Origin of the sequence: Prevotella phocaeensis, assembly GCF_900065875.1 — a bacterium.
Lineage (GTDB): Bacteria > Bacteroidota > Bacteroidia > Bacteroidales > Bacteroidaceae > Prevotella > Prevotella phocaeensis.
In genome coordinates, this window is record NZ_LT160624.1 from 38,924 (window position 1) to 56,188 (window position 17,265).

Consider the following 17,265-nt stretch of genomic DNA (forward strand, 5'->3'; position numbering starts at 1 on the left):
AATTTATAAAAAGCAAGAGTTTGGAAACGCAAGAGATATTAAAGAAAGTACGCAAAATAGAGATTAAGACTCGAGGATTGAGTCAAAATATCTTCGCAGGACAATACCATTCGGCATTTAAAGGAAGAGGCATGGCTTTCTCTGAAGTAAGGGAATATCAGTTCGGCGATGATGTACGTGATATCGATTGGAACGTTACGGCTCGTTTCCATCGCCCGTTTGTTAAAGTGTTCGAAGAAGAACGCGAACTTACGGTAATGCTCCTTATTGATGTTTCCGGTTCATTGGATTTCGGAACAAGGCGGCAATTTAAGCGGGATATGGCAACAGAAATTGCAGCGACGATTGCTTTCAGCGCCATTCAAAATAATGATAAGATCGGCGTGATATTTTTCTCCGACAGAATAGAAAAGTATATTCCTCCTAAGAAGGGGCGTAAACATATACTTTATATTATAAGAGAAATGCTCGATTTTCATCCACAAAGCAAGAGAACCGATATCGGTGCAGCTATAGAATGTCTTACAAGAGTGATGAAACGACGCTGTACAGCATTTGTGTTAAGCGATTTTTATTCACAGAACAGTTTCCAGAATCAATTGCAAATCGCTAATAGAAAGCACGATGTCGTGGCTATTCAGGTGTACGATCCGGCTGCTAAATCTTTACCTAATATCGGTTTGATGAAAGTAAAGGATGCTGAGACCGGATACGAGATGTTTATAGATACCGGTTCGAATAAACTTCGCAAGGTGCATGCCCGCTATTGGTTAGAGCGTGAGCATGAACTGAAGGAGACGTTTGCCAAAAGCAATGTAGACTGGATAAGTATTGCAACAAATGAGGATTATGTAAAAGCAATGATGCTTCTTTTTGCACAAAGAGGAAACTGACGGGGTGTGAGCAAATCGGTAATTTGAGTTTTTTTGAAGTGAGATATTAATATATAAATGTTGGTGAGATCGAGATATTTTAAACATATAGTATTGATGCTTGTATGTGCAATTCATGCATTAACGGTCATGTCGCAGGTATCTGTTGTACAGAAAGTCGACTCAGTTGGAATTATGATCGGACAACAGGCTCATTTAACCGTGGACGTAACCGCTCACAAGGGTGCTCGTATTATCTTCCCGGCATTGAAACCTTTGCATTATCTCGTTCCCGGAGTAGAATTACTTGATATTTCCACCGGTGATACGACATCGTTGGACAATGGCATGATAAAGGTTTCCAAGACGTATACCATTACTTCGTTTGATGAAAAACTTTATGCGATACAGGGAATTAAAGTAAAAATAGATGGCAAAAACGTAGAAGGAAATACCGTAGCATTAAAGGTTGTTACAATGGATGTGGATACATTGCATCCCAATCAGTTTTTTCCTCCGAAAGATGTACAAAATAATCCTTTCCTTTGGAAAGAATGGAGCCCGATGTTTTGGTTATCTTTGCTTGTAGTAATATTATGTGCAATAGGAGGGTATCTTTTTATAAGGCTAAAGCAGAACAAGCCGATTATCACGCATATTAGGATCGTAAAACATATTCCTGCGCATCAACGTGCTATGAACGAAATAGACAAAATCAAGTCTGATCGCATGAATATATCTGAAAATCAAAAGGAGTATTATACGCTTCTGACCGATACATTAAGGCAGTATATACAAGAGCGGTTCGGGTTCAATGCCATGGAGATGACAAGTTCCGAAATCATATTCAAGCTGCAAGAGGCGGGTGATCGGAAGATGATCGATGAACTTCGGGAACTTTTTCAGACGGCAGACCTTGTAAAGTTTGCCAAATATTCTACACAGATCAACGAAAACGATTTGAATTTGGTCAATGCGATAAACTTTATCGATCAGACTAAGATAGAAGGACAGCCCACAGAAGAACGCATTGTTCCGGAACTTAGTGCCGATGATATTAGGTCGAGACACGACAGATTGACTACCAAGATATTGCTGTATGCAATTGCTGCTATAGTTGCCGGTCTGCTTATTTACGTGGTATATAATTGTTATGAGTTGTTGTTGTAACAGTCTTTTTGACTTTCTTCTTGCAGCTTCAAACGTTTAAATGAAAGAAAAGTGGAATTTGTAAACAAAGAATATTTCCTTCTACTGCTGTTGCTGATACCATATATTTTATGGTATTTTATGTATCGTAAGAAGAGCGAGCCAACGATGCAGCTGAGTGATACGCATGCCTATCAGTTTGCACCGAAGAGTTGGCGCATTCGGTTGATCCACTTGCCAATATTACTTCGGTGTATCACCTTTACGCTTATTATCATCATACTCGCTCGTCCCCAAACACATAATGCGTGGGATAAAAAGTCTGTAGAAGGTATAGATATTATGCTGGCAATGGATGTTTCTACTTCGATGCTGGCAGAAGATTTGCATCCTAATCGAATAGAGGCTGCAAAGGCTGTTGCCGCAGAGTTTATAGCTGGGCGTCCTAATGACAACATAGGCCTTACAATATTTGCCGGCGAGGCGTTTACGCAATGCCCGATGACGACAGACCATGCTTCTTTGCTCAATCTATTGCAAAATGTTCGTACCGATATTGCTGCCCGTGGATTGATACAAGATGGTACGGCCGTGGGAATGGGGCTTGCCAATGCAGTTTCGCGGCTGAAAGATTCTAAGGCAAAGAGCAAGGTAGTTATCTTATTAACCGATGGAAGTAACAATATGGGTGATTTATCTCCGATGACTTCGGCACAGATAGCGAAAAGTCTTGGTATAAGAGTCTATACTATAGGTGTGGGTACGAATAAGGTGGCAAGATATCCGATGCCTGTTGCCGGTGGCATACAATATGTCAATATCCCAGTAGAAATAGATACTAAAACATTGAGTGATATTGCTGCAACTACTGATGGAAACTTTTACAGAGCAACTAATAATCGTGAACTTAAGCAAATCTATAATGACATAGATAAACTGGAAAAGACGAAGATGGACGTTAAGAAATACTCAAAACGCTATGAAGGTTACCAACCTTTTGCCATAGCAGCAATCTTATGTCTGTTGCTCGAGATACTATTAAGGACGATAGTATTTAGGAGAATACCTTGATTACGTTCTTATTAAGTTGTTGATAATTAATGATTAAGTAAGTATGTTTAGATTTGAAGATTCCATATATCTTTGGCTTTTATTGATAATACCCGTATTGGTTGTTATCAGATTTTTCGTATGGGAGCGTCGGAAAAAGAAATTGAGAGCATTCGGAGATATTGAATTAATTAGGAGATTAACTCCTGACGTATCTAAATATAGACCTACAGTGAAGTTCTCATTACTTCTTTCCGCCTTGGCTTTATTGATTGTTATGCTTGCCCGCCCGCAAATGGGGACAAAAGTATCACATGAAAAGCGTAACGGTATAGAAGCCATTATAGCTTTAGATATCTCGAATTCTATGATGGCCGAGGATGTTACTCCCTCGCGTCTTGCCAAAAGCAAATTGCTTGTAGAGAATTTAGTAGATAACTTTACTAATGATAAAATAGGCTTGATAGTATTTGCAGGCGATGCTTTCGTACAGTTGCCGATAACAAGTGATTATGTAAGTGCCAAGATGTTCTTGCAAAATATCGATCCCTCTTTGATAGCAACACAGGGAACCGACATTGCCGGGGCTATTAATTTGGCATCGAAGAGTTTTACCCAACAAGATAAAGTGGGTAAAGCTATCATAGTAATTACCGACGGTGAAGACCACGAAGGCGGTGCCATTGAGGCAGCTAAGGCAGCAAGGGCCAAGGGGTATAACATATTTATATTAGGCATAGGCAGTACGAATGGGGCTCCTATACCTATGAGCAATGGCGGTTATTTGCAGGATGCATCCGGCCAAACTGTAATGACCAAACTTAACGAACAGATGTGTAAAGAGATTGCACAGGCCGGCAACGGAACTTATATCCATGTAGATAATACGAGCGATGCACAGGAGAAGTTAAACGATGAGTTGACCAAGCTCCAAAAGGGGGAGAGCGATAGCGTGATCTACAGTGCGTATGATGAGCAATTTATTGCTTTCGGTATTCTTGCATTGTTGCTTCTGATTGCAGAAGTATGTATTCTTGAAAGTAAAAATCCGCTGTTGAAAAATGTACGGTTGTTTAAAAAGAAATGATTGGAATGATGAATAATTTTCTACGCTACATATTTGTTATGCTTGTTTTGGTGTTATGTAATAATGCTTACTCGCAGACCGATCGACAGTCCATTCGCAGTGGAAACAGATTGTATCGGCAGCAAAATTACACGAAAGCTGAAGTAGAGTACCGTAAAGCATTAGGGAAAAATCCCAATAATGTACAGGCTATGTATAATTTGGGTTGCGCCTTGATGCAGCAACAGAAAGATTCGGCCGCAGTCATTCAGTTTCAGAATGCCGGTAAAGCAGAGAGCGGAAAGGCAAGAAAGGCCATGATCTATCACAATATTGGGGTTGTATGCCAAAAACATCAGATGTACAATGAAGCTATTGAGGCTTATAAAGAAAGTTTGAGGAACAATCCTAATGATAATGAAACTCGCTATAATCTTGCTCTTTGCAAAAAGCTCTCTAAGAACCAGAAACAAAATCAGAACAAAGATAAAGATAAAAAAAATAATAAGAATAACGATAAGCAAAAGCAAAATAAGGATAAAGACAAAGATAAACAAGATAAAGACAAGGATAAACAGCAACAACAACCTAAAGACCAAATGAGTAAAGACAATGCAGAACAGCTTTTGAATGCAGCTATGCAGGAAGAAAAGGCCACTCAACAACGGCTCAGACAATCTATGCAACAGCAGCGTTCCAAGCGTTTACAGAAAAATTGGTGATTATAAGGCATCGTTGTGTTGGTAGATATATGTTAATAAAGGCCATTATGAATAACTATTTCAGATATATATTCATTCTTATAATGTCCGTTGTATACGGTCGAGGAACAGTCTACGCACAAGCTATTTCTGTTTCTGTTCCGTCACAAGTTGCTGCCGGAGAAAATTTCCGACTTGCATATACGGTTAGCACTGATGAAGTGGAAGATTTTAGAGCCGGTAATATTCCTGCAGCCTTGGAAGTTATTGCAGGGCCATACACCTCCCGACAATCAAGTTATCAAATGGTTAATGGGCATACAAGCAGCTCTTCGTCCATAACTTTTACTTATACGCTTTATGCTTCTAAAAATGGTACTTTTACGATACCGGCTGCTCATGCTGTTGTTGGAGGGAGAACAATTGCATCGAAAGCTGTCAGAATAAGTGTCTCGGGGAAAGCTCGTAACAATGGCGGAGCTCCGAATATGCATAACGACTATGACGGCTCACAGGTGCGTTCTGCCGGTTCTGCCATTTCGGGTAACGATCTTTTTATTAAGGTTAGTGCTAATAAAAGGAGAGTGCATGAGCAGGAACCTATTTTGCTTACTTATAAAGTTTATACTTTGGTTGAGTTGACACAACTTGAAGGTAAGATGCCCGACCTTAATGGTTTCCATACTCAAGAAGTAAAGCTCCCGCAACAGAAGAGTTTTCATATAGAGAAAGTAAACGGAAGGAATTACCGCTGTGTAACATGGAGTCAGTATGTAATGTATCCTCAAATGACGGGTAAACTTGAAATTCCGAGCATCACGTTTAAGGGTATAGTGGTTCAGGAAAACCGTTCTGTCGATCCTTTCGAGGCGTTCTTTAACGGAGGTTCCGGTTATGTGGAAGTCAAACGTAATATTGTGGCTCCGAGTGTTGCCATACAAGTAGATCCGTTGCCACAACGCCCGGCGGACTTCTCCGGTGGAGTCGGTAAATTTAATATTACTGCCCAGATAAATCATAATACAGTGAAAGCCGGCGATCCTGTTTCGTTACGTGTAGTTGTTGGCGGTATTGGTAATCTGAAGTTGATAAAGCAACCCGAATTACACTTACCGAAAGATTTTGATAAATATGATCCCAAAATAATCGATAAAACTAAACTTACGGAGAATGGAGTAGAGGGAAATATGATATATGATTTCCTTGTAGTTCCTCGTAACCAAGGAAATTATACTATTCCGGCAATCGCTTTTACTTATTATGACACATCTATTAATGCTTATAAGACTATCAAAACGCAGGCTTTTCGTGTAACGGTAGAGAAAGGGGATGGGAAAGGAGGTGCCATAACCGATTATTCTTCGGAAGAAGACAAGGATATCCACGCACTTAAGTTAGGCGCAACCGTTTTACATAAGGATGGGGAATTTTTCTATGGAAGTAATACCTATTGGATTTGTCTTCTCTTTTTATTGATGGTTTTTATAACGCTCCTTGTTATTTTCCGTAAAAGAGCTCTTGATAATGCAGATATTGTAAAGATGCGTGGTAAAAAGGCTAATAAAGTTGCAACCAAACGATTGAAGAAAGCCAATAGCCTGATGTTGGCTGGTAGGCAGAACGAATTCTACGATGAGGTGCTACATGCTCTTTGGGGATATGTAAGCGATAAATTGAATATGCCGGCAGAACAACTGTCGCGAGAGAATATTGCAGATAATTTGCATCGGTATCGGGTAAACGATGAAACGGTCGGCAAGTTCATTTCTGCGCTTGATGAATGTGAATTTGAACGTTATGCTCCCGGAGATACAGCCGGCAATATGAACAAGACTTTCGAGTCGGCAATGACTGCAATTATGGATATTGAAAGAGTAATGAAGAAGGGACATGGATCGAAAGGTCGTATCTTTACGAATCGTACCGTGCTGTTGTTGTTACTGATTATTTTCGTGCCATTGTCTTCATTGGCAATAACAAAAGAAAATGCCGATACGGAATATCGTAAAGGTAATTACCAACAAGCAATTAAAGATTACGAAGAATTGCTAAAGCAGGGGGTATCTGCAGATTTATATTATAATCTGGGTAATGCCTATTTCCGTACTAATAATATCACACAAGCTGTATTGGCTTATGAACGTGCTTATGTGTTATCGCCCGGAGATAAGGATATTCGTTTCAATTTGCAGTTCGCACGTAGTCGTACGATAGATAAGATTACGCCGGAAAGTGAAATGTTTTTTATTACTTGGTATCATTCGCTTGTTAATTTGATGAGTGTCGATGAGTGGGCTGTAACAGCTGTCAGTTCATTGATTATTGCGCTAATTTTAATGTTGCTCTATTTGTTCGGGCCTCGTCTTGTGCTGCGCAAGATTGGTTTTTATGGCGGAGTAGCTTTCGTATTACTTTTTCTTTTAAGCAATGTATTGGCTTATCAACAGAAATTGCAGTTTGAAAAACGAACGGGAGCTGTCGTTATAGTCCCCTCGGCCGGTATAAAAAATACGCCTGTACATAGTGGTAATGATGAGTTTGTGATACACGAAGGCACGCGTGTAGACGTCACTGATGATAGTATGAAGGGGTGGCGTGGAATACGTCTTGCCGATGGTAGGGAAGGATGGATATTGACTTCGCAGATTGAAGAAATCTAAGAAAGAACGCGTATAAAATAATATCGATTGATGGATATACAAGGATTGATAGAGGCAGATAGGATGTTGTTAGGTTTCTTCAACGGTTCCGACTCCCTATTCTTGGATGGTTTGATGGCAATATTTACATCCGGTCTGACATGGGTGCCTTTATATTTATCTTTGTTTTACCTTGTTGTCAAGAATAATGAGACGATGGGACAAATATGTCTGATTATCGGTTGTGCATTGTTATGTGTGGTTCTTGCAGACGGAATGGCCGATGGAATAATGAAACCCCTTGTGGCACGGAGCCGTCCGAGTAATGATCCTATCATTAAATATACTATTGATATCGTCGGCAATATGCGTGAAACAGGCTATAGCTTCTTCTCTGCTCATGCTGCTAATACCTTTTCTTTGGCCTTGTTCTTCAGCTTGCTTGTGAAGGATAGGATTTTTACCGTTTTTATGATCGGATGGTCTGTCTTGAATTGCTATACCCGTTTATATTTAGGAGTGCATTATCCTTTAGATATCTTGGTAGGTTTGTTGTGGGGAACCATTTGCGGAACGCTCTCTTATATTCTTTTTAGGTACGTTTATAATCGCATATCACCCCAAAACATTTATGTGTCATCACAATATACTGTTACAGGTTACGTACTTACCGATATCAATATCGTGATCACGGTTATCTGTCTGATACTTATATATGCAGTTCTCCGCGCATTGTTCGTATTTTATATTTAATGTCTTTCCTAAATTGATGGATACAAAACATATACATATCAGCGATTACAATTACCAACTTCCCGATGAACGTATTGCTAAATTTCCCATTTCGCAACGCGATCATAGTAAATTGCTTGTCTATAAACATGGCAAAGTGAGTGATGATTTATTTTATAATCTCCCCGAATATTTGCCGAAAGGTGCTCTGATGGTTTTCAATAATACGAAGGTTATTCAGGCAAGAATACATTTTCGTAAAGAAACGGGGGCACTGATCGAAGTATTTTTACTTGAGCCTGTCGATCCTACAGATTATGAATTGATGTTCCAAACTTCCGAACATTGTTCGTGGCTTTGTATGATTGGTAATTTAAAGAAGTGGAAAGAGGGAACACTAAAGCGCGATTTCGAAATAAATGGGCATCGTCTTACGCTTATAGCTGCCAGAAAAGAAGAATATGGTACTGGCCATTGGGTGGATTTTAGCTGGAATAATAACAAAGTATCGTTTGCCGAAATCCTTGAAACTGCGGGCGAACTACCTATACCTCCCTACCTGAATAGGGATACGCAAGAGAGTGATAAGACGACTTACCAAACTGTTTACTCCAAGATTAAAGGTTCTGTGGCGGCGCCTACTGCCGGTCTTCATTTTACTGACAGTGTATTGAAGGACCTCGATACCCACGGTATAGACCGCGAAGAACTTACGTTACATGTAGGAGCAGGAACCTTTAAACCGGTGAAGAGCGATGAAATAGAAGGCCATAAGATGCATACTGAGTACATTTGTGTGCATAGGCAAACACTTGAAAAGCTATTGAAACACGATTGTCAGGCCATTGCTGTGGGTACTACAAGTGTGCGCACGCTGGAGAGCCTTTACTACATGGGTGTGTACCTTGCTGCACATCCCGACGCTACAGAGGAGGAACTTCATGTCGGGCAGTGGACTCCTTATGAAACAAAGGCAGCGCTTACGCCTATGGAAGCTATCAAAAATGTGCTCAATTACTTGGATAGAAACGGGCTTAGTGCGTTGCATTCGTCTACTCAAATTATTATTGCACCCGGGTATGAATATAAAATAGTAAAGATGTTGGTAACCAATTTCCATCAACCACAGAGCACCTTGTTGCTTTTGGTCAGTGCTTTTGTGCATGGAGATTGGCGTACAATCTACGATAATGCTCTGTCGCACGACTTTAGGTTTTTAAGTTATGGCGACAGCAGTTTGCTTATTCCTTAACTTATAATACAGTACAGATTATGAAAATAGGAGATAAAGTTCGGTTTCTCAGTGAAACCGGTGGCGGAAAGATAGCCGGTTTCCAAGGCAAGAATATCGTATTGGTAGAAGATGAAGACGGTTTTCAGATACCTACATCTATTCGCGATGTGGTGGTGATAGAGAATGAAGATTACAGTATTGCCAAGGTTATCGACAAAACAGTATCGGCTCTATCTGCGAAGCAAATGGGCGGTGCAGCCGTAGACGGGCAGTCTGTGAAAGCTAAAATAAAGGAAGGAATGGATGAGGCGATAGATATGAACGTAGAAAGCTATGATCCTGCCGATAGAGAGATATCGTTTCAGAAGCCTTTGGAGGAGCGTAAAGGCGGAAATTTGCTAAGTGCATATCTCGCGTTTGTGCCTGTCGATATCAAGGAAATTACAAATACTCGTTTCGAATGTTATTTTGTAAACGATAGTAATTACTATATGCAATACGCTTATATGACCGCCGAAGGGCAGAACTGGTCGCTGAAATCGCAGGGAGAAATAGAGCCTAATACCAAAGAGTTTATCGAGGAATTCGGACGTGAAGACCTGAATTCCTTAGAACATGTGTCCGTTCAGCTCGTTGCTTATAAGCGCGACAAATCGTTTATCTTGAAACCATCGGTAGATGTCCAGTTCCGTATCGATAATGTCAAGTTCTATAAATTGCATACTTTCCAAGAAAACGACTTCTTTGAGCAGCCGGCTTTGCTTTATACCATTATCGAAAACGATAAGCCGGCCCGTCCTCTTGTAACGGATGCTAAAAGTTTGAAAGAGCAAATGTATGCCAAGTCTTCCGATAATCAGCTTGCAAGTACAGTGTCCTCTAATGCTTCTGCTGGTCATAACAACAGCTATGTAAGGAGATATGATGATAGAAGAAAACAAGCGAACCCGTTTCGGATAAAGCATCGGGACGATGAAGACACGGTCGTGATAGACCTCCATGCCGAAGCATTGCTTGAAACTACTGCCGGTATGAATAATGCGGATATTCTGAATTATCAATTGAAAAAGTTCCGTGATACCCTTGCCGATTACAGTAGCAAGAAAGGACAAAAGATCGTTTTTATTCATGGAAAGGGTGAAGGAGTACTTCGAAGCGCAATCATACACGAACTCAACTACCGTTATAAGCGGTATCTGTATCAAGACGCCAGTTTCCAAGAATACGGATATGGCGCCACTCAAGTAACTATACGCTGATATCTTAATGCCGAAATAAAATGAAACAGGGATTTATAAAAGTAGCATCTGCCGTACCTGCGATTAGGGTAGCAGACTGTAAATATAATCTGGAACAGGTAGAAACATTGATTGTTCAGGCAGAAGGAAAGGGAGTAGAAGTAATTGTCTTTCCCGAGTTGAGCATTACCGGATATAGTTGTCAAGACCTTTTTCGTCAGCAGGTGTTGCTCGATGCTGCCGAAGATGCCGTGTTCCATTTGCTCGATTTCACGCGTCAGCTCGACATTGTCAGCATCGTAGGCTTGCCTATCGTGGCCGGCGACTTATTGCTTAACTGCGCTGTAGTCATCCAACAAGGGCAGATTGTCGGCATTGTTCCCAAGACTTATCTGCCCAATTACAGCGAGTTTTACGAAAAGCGGTGGTTTGCATCATCGCAAGATTTGAAGCCTACTGTGGTTCGTTTTGCAGGGCAGAAGATAGAAATTACTCCGGAGCCTCAACTTTTTGTTACCGATGATGGCGTTAATTTCGGTGTAGAGATATGCGAAGATGTATGGGCGCCGGTACCTCCGAGCAATCATCTGGCGCTTGCCGGTGCCGAATTGATCTTCAATCTTTCCGCAAGCGATGAACTGATAGGCAAGCATAACTACCTGATGAGTGTATTGGCACAGCAAAGTGCACGTACAATAACCGGATATATATACAGCAGCAGCGGGTTCGGAGAAAGTACACAAGACGTGGTTTATGGAGGTAATGCGCTGATTTATGAGAACGGACATCTGTTGGCGCAGGGAAAACGTTTTGCTCTCGAAAATCAGATACAGGTACAGCAAATAGATATCGACCGTCTGCGCTCGGAGCGACGTACTAATTCAACATACGTGAATGCCGTGCGGAATATTTCGCTGTTACAGCAACGCGATGGTTACGGAATAGCTGCCGAACTGTCGGGAGGCGATGTGAAACACCGTTCTACCGCCGTGTTGCACACGCTTTACCCAATGAAAGTTGAACGCGATTTTATCTTGGAAAGGTACGTAGATCCTCATCCGTTTATCCCTAAGAGTGCCGATATGAAACGAAGTTGCGACGAGGCTTTCACCATTCAGTCGATGGGGCTTGCCAAACGGCTTGTGCATACGGGTTGTACAAAGGTGGTTATCGGTGTGAGTGGAGGGCTCGACTCTACGCTGGCTTTGCTTGTATGTGTGAACACGTTCGATACGCTTAAACTCGATCGCAAAGGAATTATCGGCGTTACTATGCCGGGTTTTGGAACCACAGACCGTACTTATCGCAATGCAATAAGTCTTATGCAACGGCTTGGTATCACCATTCGTGAAATCAATATCGCCAAGAGTGTAGCCCAACATTTCGAAGATATCGGGCATGATGCTGCCGTTCATGACGTCACTTACGAGAATTCGCAGGCTCGTGAGCGCACTCAAATACTAATGGATTTGAGCAATCAAGTCGGCGGACTGGTTGTCGGTACCGGCGATTTGTCTGAACTGGCGCTGGGATGGGCTACCTATAATGGCGACCACATGTCGATGTATGGTGTGAATGCAGGTATTCCAAAGACGCTGATCCGCCATCTTGTGCATTATGTAGCAACGCTGATGGGTGATGTCTCGGACATTCTGGCGGATATTATGGATACTCCGATTTCGCCTGAACTGATACCTGCCGATGCCGACGGTCAGATCAAACAGAAAACCGAGGACCTTGTAGGTCCGTACGAATTGCATGATTTCTTTCTTTATTATTTCCTGCGTTTCGGTTTCCGCCCACGTAAAATCTTTATACTTGCACAGAAGGCTTTTGCTACACGGCAGGGGTATGCTGATGAAATGGGGAAGGATGCACATAGTGAATATACGGATGAGGTGATAAAACACTGGCTCCGAACATTCTTTCGCAGATTTTTCTCGCAACAGTTCAAGCGTTCGTGTCTACCGGATGGGCCGAAAGTCGGTAGTGTAAGCCTAAGTCCACGGGGCGATTGGCGCATGCCGAGCGATGCAGTAAGTAAACTTTGGATAGAAGAATGCGAAACATTGTAGCGACGTTTGCCGTAAAGCGATGCGGTACGGATAACGCTTGATGGTGTTAGATTGTGCATGTATGCTTGTTATATACATAATCTAATACCATTATAACACCATGGAAAGAAAATAATAGAAGCATATAAGCATATATAAGGATTATAAAAGTCAAACCATTTTGTCTTACATTCTTTGAACGCACTACGATATAAATTAATGTAAAATAATATGTTGTGTTTCAGATTGTTATTGTTTGTCAGGTTAAGGGAATATTCTTGTTAGAAAATGGTTTTATGCCAGTTCCGATAATTCCAGCCATCTCATGCCTTTTTCATCGAGTTCTTCCTTAATTGCAGGTAGTTGTTTGCTCTTTTCAGTGAGCTCTTCGACGGAGAGGTTTCCACTGCAAAGCAATTCTTCTAATTGTTTCTGCTCGGCTTCAAGTATGGCTATGTCTTTCTCAAGTTGTTCAAATTCGCGTTTCTCTTTGAAAGACATCTTGCGTTTATTGCTTTGATAATGGTCTTTCTTATCCTTTTCAGGTTTTTCATTACGAGGTTTTTCGTCTTCTTTGCTTTGCAACGATGACCATTCGCGATATTGGGTGTAGTTCCCGGGAAAGTCTTTTATCACGCCTGCTCCTTTGAATACCAACAGATGGTCTACCACTTTATCCATGAAATAACGGTCATGACTGACGATAATCACACAGCCCGGAAAGTCTTGCAAATACTCCTCGAGCACTTGTAATGTCTGAATATCAAGATCGTTTGTCGGCTCATCGAGCACTAAAAAGTTCGGGTTTCTCATCAACACCGTACAAAGATACAGCTTGCGCCGCTCGCCCCCGCTAAGTTTGTACACGTAGTTATGTTGCTGATCGGGCGAAAACATGAAGTATTGCAAGAATTGCGAGGCAGTCATGTGTCTTCCCTTACCCAAATCTATATAGTCGGCAATATCGGTAATAACATCGATTACCTTTTGTTGTTCATCGAATTTGAGCCCGTCTTGCGAGAAATAGCCGAACTTCACGGTATCTCCAATATCGAACTTACCGGAATCTACCGGTACCAGCCCAAGCAGCATCTTAATGAAAGTAGACTTTCCTGTACCGTTGCTTCCTACAATTCCCATCTTTTCGAAACGCGAAAAATTGTAATAGAAATCTTTCAGAATAACGTTATTCTTGTCCCATGCTTTCGATACATATTGGCATTCGAAGATTTTTGAGCCTATGTATACGTTGTTTGCCTTGAGACGTATCTGCCGTTCTTCAATCCTTTGTTTAGCCTTTCTCTCAAGATCGTAGAACGCATCTTCACGGTATTTGGCCTTGTGCCCGCGTGCCTGTGGCATTCTTCTCATCCATTCGAGTTCGGTTCTGTACAAGTTATTTGCCCTTGCAATCTCTGCCCGTGTGTTGTCTATGCGTTCCTGTCGCTTTTCGAGATAATAACTATAATTGCCTCTATAAGTGTATAAGGTTCTGTTATCGAGTTCGAGGATAAGATTGCATACGCGGTCGAGGAAGAAACGATCATGTGTAACCATCAACAGAGTTCTGTTTCCCCTCGATAGAAAGCCTTCTAGCCATTCTATCATTTCTAAATCGAGGTGATTGGTAGGCTCATCGAGGATAAGAAAATCAGGTTCTGTGGTCAGTACATTGGCCAATGCTACGCGTTTCTGCTGCCCACCGCTGAGCTGTCCCATAGGTTGAAGCAGGTCTGAAATTTTAAGTTGAGTGAGTATCTGCTTCGCTTTAAGTACCTTGTCGGGATCTCCGTGGTGATTAAAGCACGCATCCAATACCGATTCTGCGGGATCAAATTGGGGCGATTGCTCCAAACAGCTCACTTTCAGATTACGTTTATATATGATGGAACCCGAATCGTGGCCCTCTTTACCCATAAGAATCGAGAGCAGGGTGGACTTGCCTGTACCGTTTTGTGCAATAAGTCCAACGCGTTGTCCCTCGGCTATTGAAAACGAAATGTCGCTGAAAAGAACTTGGGCACCGAAAGATTTCGTGAGGTTCTGTACGTCTAAGTATGGAATAGGATTTGCCATTTACTTCAATGTTTTGTTGATACCTTCGATATATTCGAGTATTTCGTCGCGTCCTTGTTTCTTTTCGGCACTTGTAATGAAGTAGGGAGGAAGCGTTTCCCATCGGTCTTGTAGTGTTTTCATCCATTTTTCCGCATTCTGTCTTGCCTTTACGAAACCCAATTTGTCGGCTTTCGTGAAGGCGATAGCAAAGGGAATGCTACTTTCTCCCAGCCAGTCGATGAACTCACGGTCTATTGTCATGGGATCATGTCGGATATCTATCAGCACGAACACATTGGCTAATTGCTCGCGTTGCAGTATATACGATGAAATCATCTGCTGCAACTGTTTCTGCACACTCTTGGAACGTTTGGCAAAACCATAGCCCGGAAGGTCAACCAAATACCATTCATTGTTGATGATGAAGTGGTTGATAAGCAAGGTCTTGCCCGGTGTAGCCGAAGTTTTAGCCAAACCTTTATGGTTGCAGAGCATATTGATAAGACTCGATTTGCCTACATTCGACCGACCGATAAAAGCATATTCCGGCTTATTATCATTAGGACATTTGCCAATCGTCGGCGCGGATATTACAAATTCAGATTTCTTTATTTCCATTATACTTCAATAAATATTAATGATTGATACCATATCCAAAAAGGGCGAAGTCTCCTTTTAAAGGATCATCGGGGAACACCTCTTTCAGGATTGTTGTTAATTTTCGGGCTGTAGACATCGTGGTTGTAGAGCTTTGGATAAGCGCCAATTTGTTTGCTTCGTGCAATACATGCGTGTCTAAAGGTATGATAAGTGTACGTTTATCTATGATGTCGGCCCATAATCCCAAGTCTACAGGAGAGTCATCTCTAACCATCCATCTGAGGAACATGCAAATTCTTTTGCATGCAGAAGTTGTATCTTTCGGGATGATATGATGGGCCGATTGCATGGAAAAGTACTTACAAATAGCCTTGATGGCCGTATATCCGTCATGAGCTTCGGCAGTAATATAGTGCTTCAGGCTACCGTAATCAGTAATAAGTCTTTGCAGAACTTGCAGAAATACGAATATGGAATGGTTGGTGTGTAGACGGTAATAGCATTGATTGTTATCGGGTATGTTGGTTATATATTTGCCCGACTTAATCCAATCGTAAACATTTCCTTCGGAAGAGTTGAGTATGTATTGTATTTTAGGGAAGAATTGTTTGCGCGAACCGTAGCTGAGAACTGATGCGATAAGTGCCATCGTCTCCTGATTATGCGGTTGCTTTACTTGATGCATAAAGTAACTCGGATCAGTAGTCAGAAAGTCTTCCGTTTCATACATGGCAGCATGTTTCAGTAAAATTTCTTTTGTTTCGGGTACTAATGTCATTGATTAGCGTCTTATTTATAACTCGTACAAAATTCTATTATGGGGAGTATTCTTTCTGTCCTTTCTTACTTTCGGTTGAATTAAATTAGATTAAAATGCTTGAAAGCATTCAAGATGCCATCGTGGTCTACATCGGTAGTTACGTAATCGGCATAGCTTTTTACATGATCGTCTGCATTTCCCATGGCAACACCTATTCCTGCACTTTGGAGAATGCTAATATCATTTCCGCCATCACCGAACGCCATCGTATCTTTAATATCGATATTCAATGCCGAAGCCATAGCTTTTAATGCGCTACCCTTATCGGTACACTTTACAGTAATGTCGGTAAACTCGGGATGCCACCGTTCTGATTCACAGTTACACAACTGTGGCATGAGCAAATCTTCTATGGGCTGGGGGATGAAAGGTGTAAGTTGTAATATCCTTTGGTGTAACACTTTTTCAACCGGTAGGTTATAATCGATATTCGTAACATTAAAACCTACACGAAACAACCTGTCTACGATATCTTTGTAATTATATACGGCAATGTCTTTTTCGCCCACCACAATCACCGCATAATCTTTCTCTGTAGCGTCTTTAAGTAAAGTTTCTACATCGCTGGAGAGAATAGGTGTGCAACAAATTTCTCTTTTTCCGGCAAAACAGTAAGCCCCGTTTGTAGTAATATAGCCGTCGATAAGATGCTCTATAGCCTTTAGATTCGTGATTATTTGTATTGGTCTACCCGTAGAAATGAATATGTTGAGGCCGTTTTTCTTTACTAATTCCAAAGCATGAATAGTCGATTCGGGAATGGAATGTGTTTGGAAACTCACCAAAGTACCGTCTATATCGAAAAAAAGCGCCTTATGTTTGCTCATATTATATTATCCTATTATTGAATTATGATATACGTTATAGGATACAAAGATACGATATTTTTCAATATTAAAGTGTATATGTAACAATGATTAATGATATATCCAACGAAATTACCAATAAGGGGTAAGAACCTTAGATGTAGGATTAATGTAGCTGGCAATATAAAAATAGAAACAAGAGGGAATATTCTTGTTCTTCTTCTTGTTTCTATTTCCTGTTTTTAT

The 17,265-nt window shown here is 41.2% G+C and carries 14 protein-coding genes; 10 read left to right on the top strand and 4 right to left on the bottom strand.

Annotated elements, in window-relative coordinates:
• The first annotated feature begins 20 nt into the window (after nt 1-20).
• From BN3912_RS05600 to BN3912_RS05645, 10 genes are read left to right on the top strand one after another with little or no spacing between them, the layout of a single operon-like run.
• Nucleotides 21-893 (top strand): DUF58 domain-containing protein, encoded by an 873-nt coding sequence (locus BN3912_RS05600; RefSeq protein WP_023983297.1) that lies wholly within the window; start codon nt 21-23, stop codon nt 891-893.
• 57 nt (nt 894-950) lie between these two features.
• Nucleotides 951-2,042: a hypothetical protein gene (locus tag BN3912_RS05605; RefSeq protein ID WP_394332701.1), complete on the top strand. Its 1,092-nt coding sequence runs from the start codon at nt 951-953 to the stop codon at nt 2,040-2,042.
• A gap of 51 nt (nt 2,043-2,093) precedes the next feature.
• Nucleotides 2,094-3,092 carry a vWA domain-containing protein gene (locus BN3912_RS05610; RefSeq protein WP_023983295.1) on the top strand — a complete coding sequence of 333 codons (999 nt, stop codon included), beginning with the start codon at nt 2,094-2,096 and terminating at the stop codon, nt 3,090-3,092.
• A 43-nt stretch (nt 3,093-3,135) separates the two neighbouring features.
• Nucleotides 3,136-4,158 (top strand): vWA domain-containing protein, encoded by a 1,023-nt coding sequence (locus BN3912_RS05615; RefSeq protein ID WP_023983294.1) that lies wholly within the window; start codon nt 3,136-3,138, stop codon nt 4,156-4,158.
• 5 nt (nt 4,159-4,163) lie between these two features.
• Complete coding sequence (locus tag BN3912_RS05620) at nt 4,164-4,859, top strand: tetratricopeptide repeat protein (protein ID WP_023983293.1); 696 nt, start codon at nt 4,164-4,166, stop codon at nt 4,857-4,859.
• A gap of 47 nt (nt 4,860-4,906) precedes the next feature.
• A complete protein-coding gene (locus tag BN3912_RS05625) occupies nt 4,907-7,498 on the top strand; it encodes a BatD family protein (RefSeq protein WP_023983292.1) in 2,592 nt (863 codons plus the stop codon).
• Between the two features lie 30 nt (nt 7,499-7,528).
• Nucleotides 7,529-8,230: a phosphatase PAP2 family protein gene (locus BN3912_RS05630; protein ID WP_023983291.1), complete on the top strand. Its 702-nt coding sequence runs from the start codon at nt 7,529-7,531 to the stop codon at nt 8,228-8,230.
• 16 nt (nt 8,231-8,246) lie between these two features.
• Nucleotides 8,247-9,461 (top strand): S-adenosylmethionine:tRNA ribosyltransferase-isomerase, encoded by a 1,215-nt coding sequence (locus BN3912_RS05635; protein WP_023983290.1) that lies wholly within the window; start codon nt 8,247-8,249, stop codon nt 9,459-9,461.
• Nucleotides 9,462-9,481: 20 nt separating this feature from the next.
• Nucleotides 9,482-10,702, top strand: a complete 1,221-nt coding sequence (locus BN3912_RS05640; RefSeq protein ID WP_023983289.1) for a DUF2027 domain-containing protein — start codon at nt 9,482-9,484, stop codon at nt 10,700-10,702.
• A 20-nt stretch (nt 10,703-10,722) separates the two neighbouring features.
• Nucleotides 10,723-12,756, top strand: a complete 2,034-nt coding sequence (locus BN3912_RS05645; RefSeq protein WP_023983288.1) for an NAD(+) synthase — start codon at nt 10,723-10,725, stop codon at nt 12,754-12,756.
• Between the two features lie 273 nt (nt 12,757-13,029).
• On the opposite strand, the gene abc-f is transcribed toward BN3912_RS05645, so the two are convergent.
• From abc-f to BN3912_RS05665, 4 genes are all read right to left on the bottom strand, one after another.
• A complete protein-coding gene (gene abc-f / locus BN3912_RS05650; RefSeq protein WP_023983287.1) occupies nt 13,030-14,811 on the bottom strand; it encodes a ribosomal protection-like ABC-F family protein in 1,782 nt (593 codons plus the stop codon).
• Complete coding sequence (gene yihA / locus BN3912_RS05655; RefSeq protein WP_023983286.1) at nt 14,812-15,411, bottom strand: ribosome biogenesis GTP-binding protein YihA/YsxC; 600 nt, start codon at nt 15,409-15,411, stop codon at nt 14,812-14,814.
• 16 nt (nt 15,412-15,427) lie between these two features.
• Entirely contained in the window at nt 15,428-16,171 is a 744-nt protein-coding gene (locus BN3912_RS05660) for a TIGR02757 family protein (RefSeq protein WP_023983285.1), read from the bottom strand.
• A gap of 80 nt (nt 16,172-16,251) precedes the next feature.
• Nucleotides 16,252-17,040: a Cof-type HAD-IIB family hydrolase gene (locus BN3912_RS05665; protein ID WP_023983284.1), complete on the bottom strand. Its 789-nt coding sequence runs from the start codon at nt 17,038-17,040 to the stop codon at nt 16,252-16,254.
• Between the last annotated feature and the right edge of the window lie 225 nt (nt 17,041-17,265).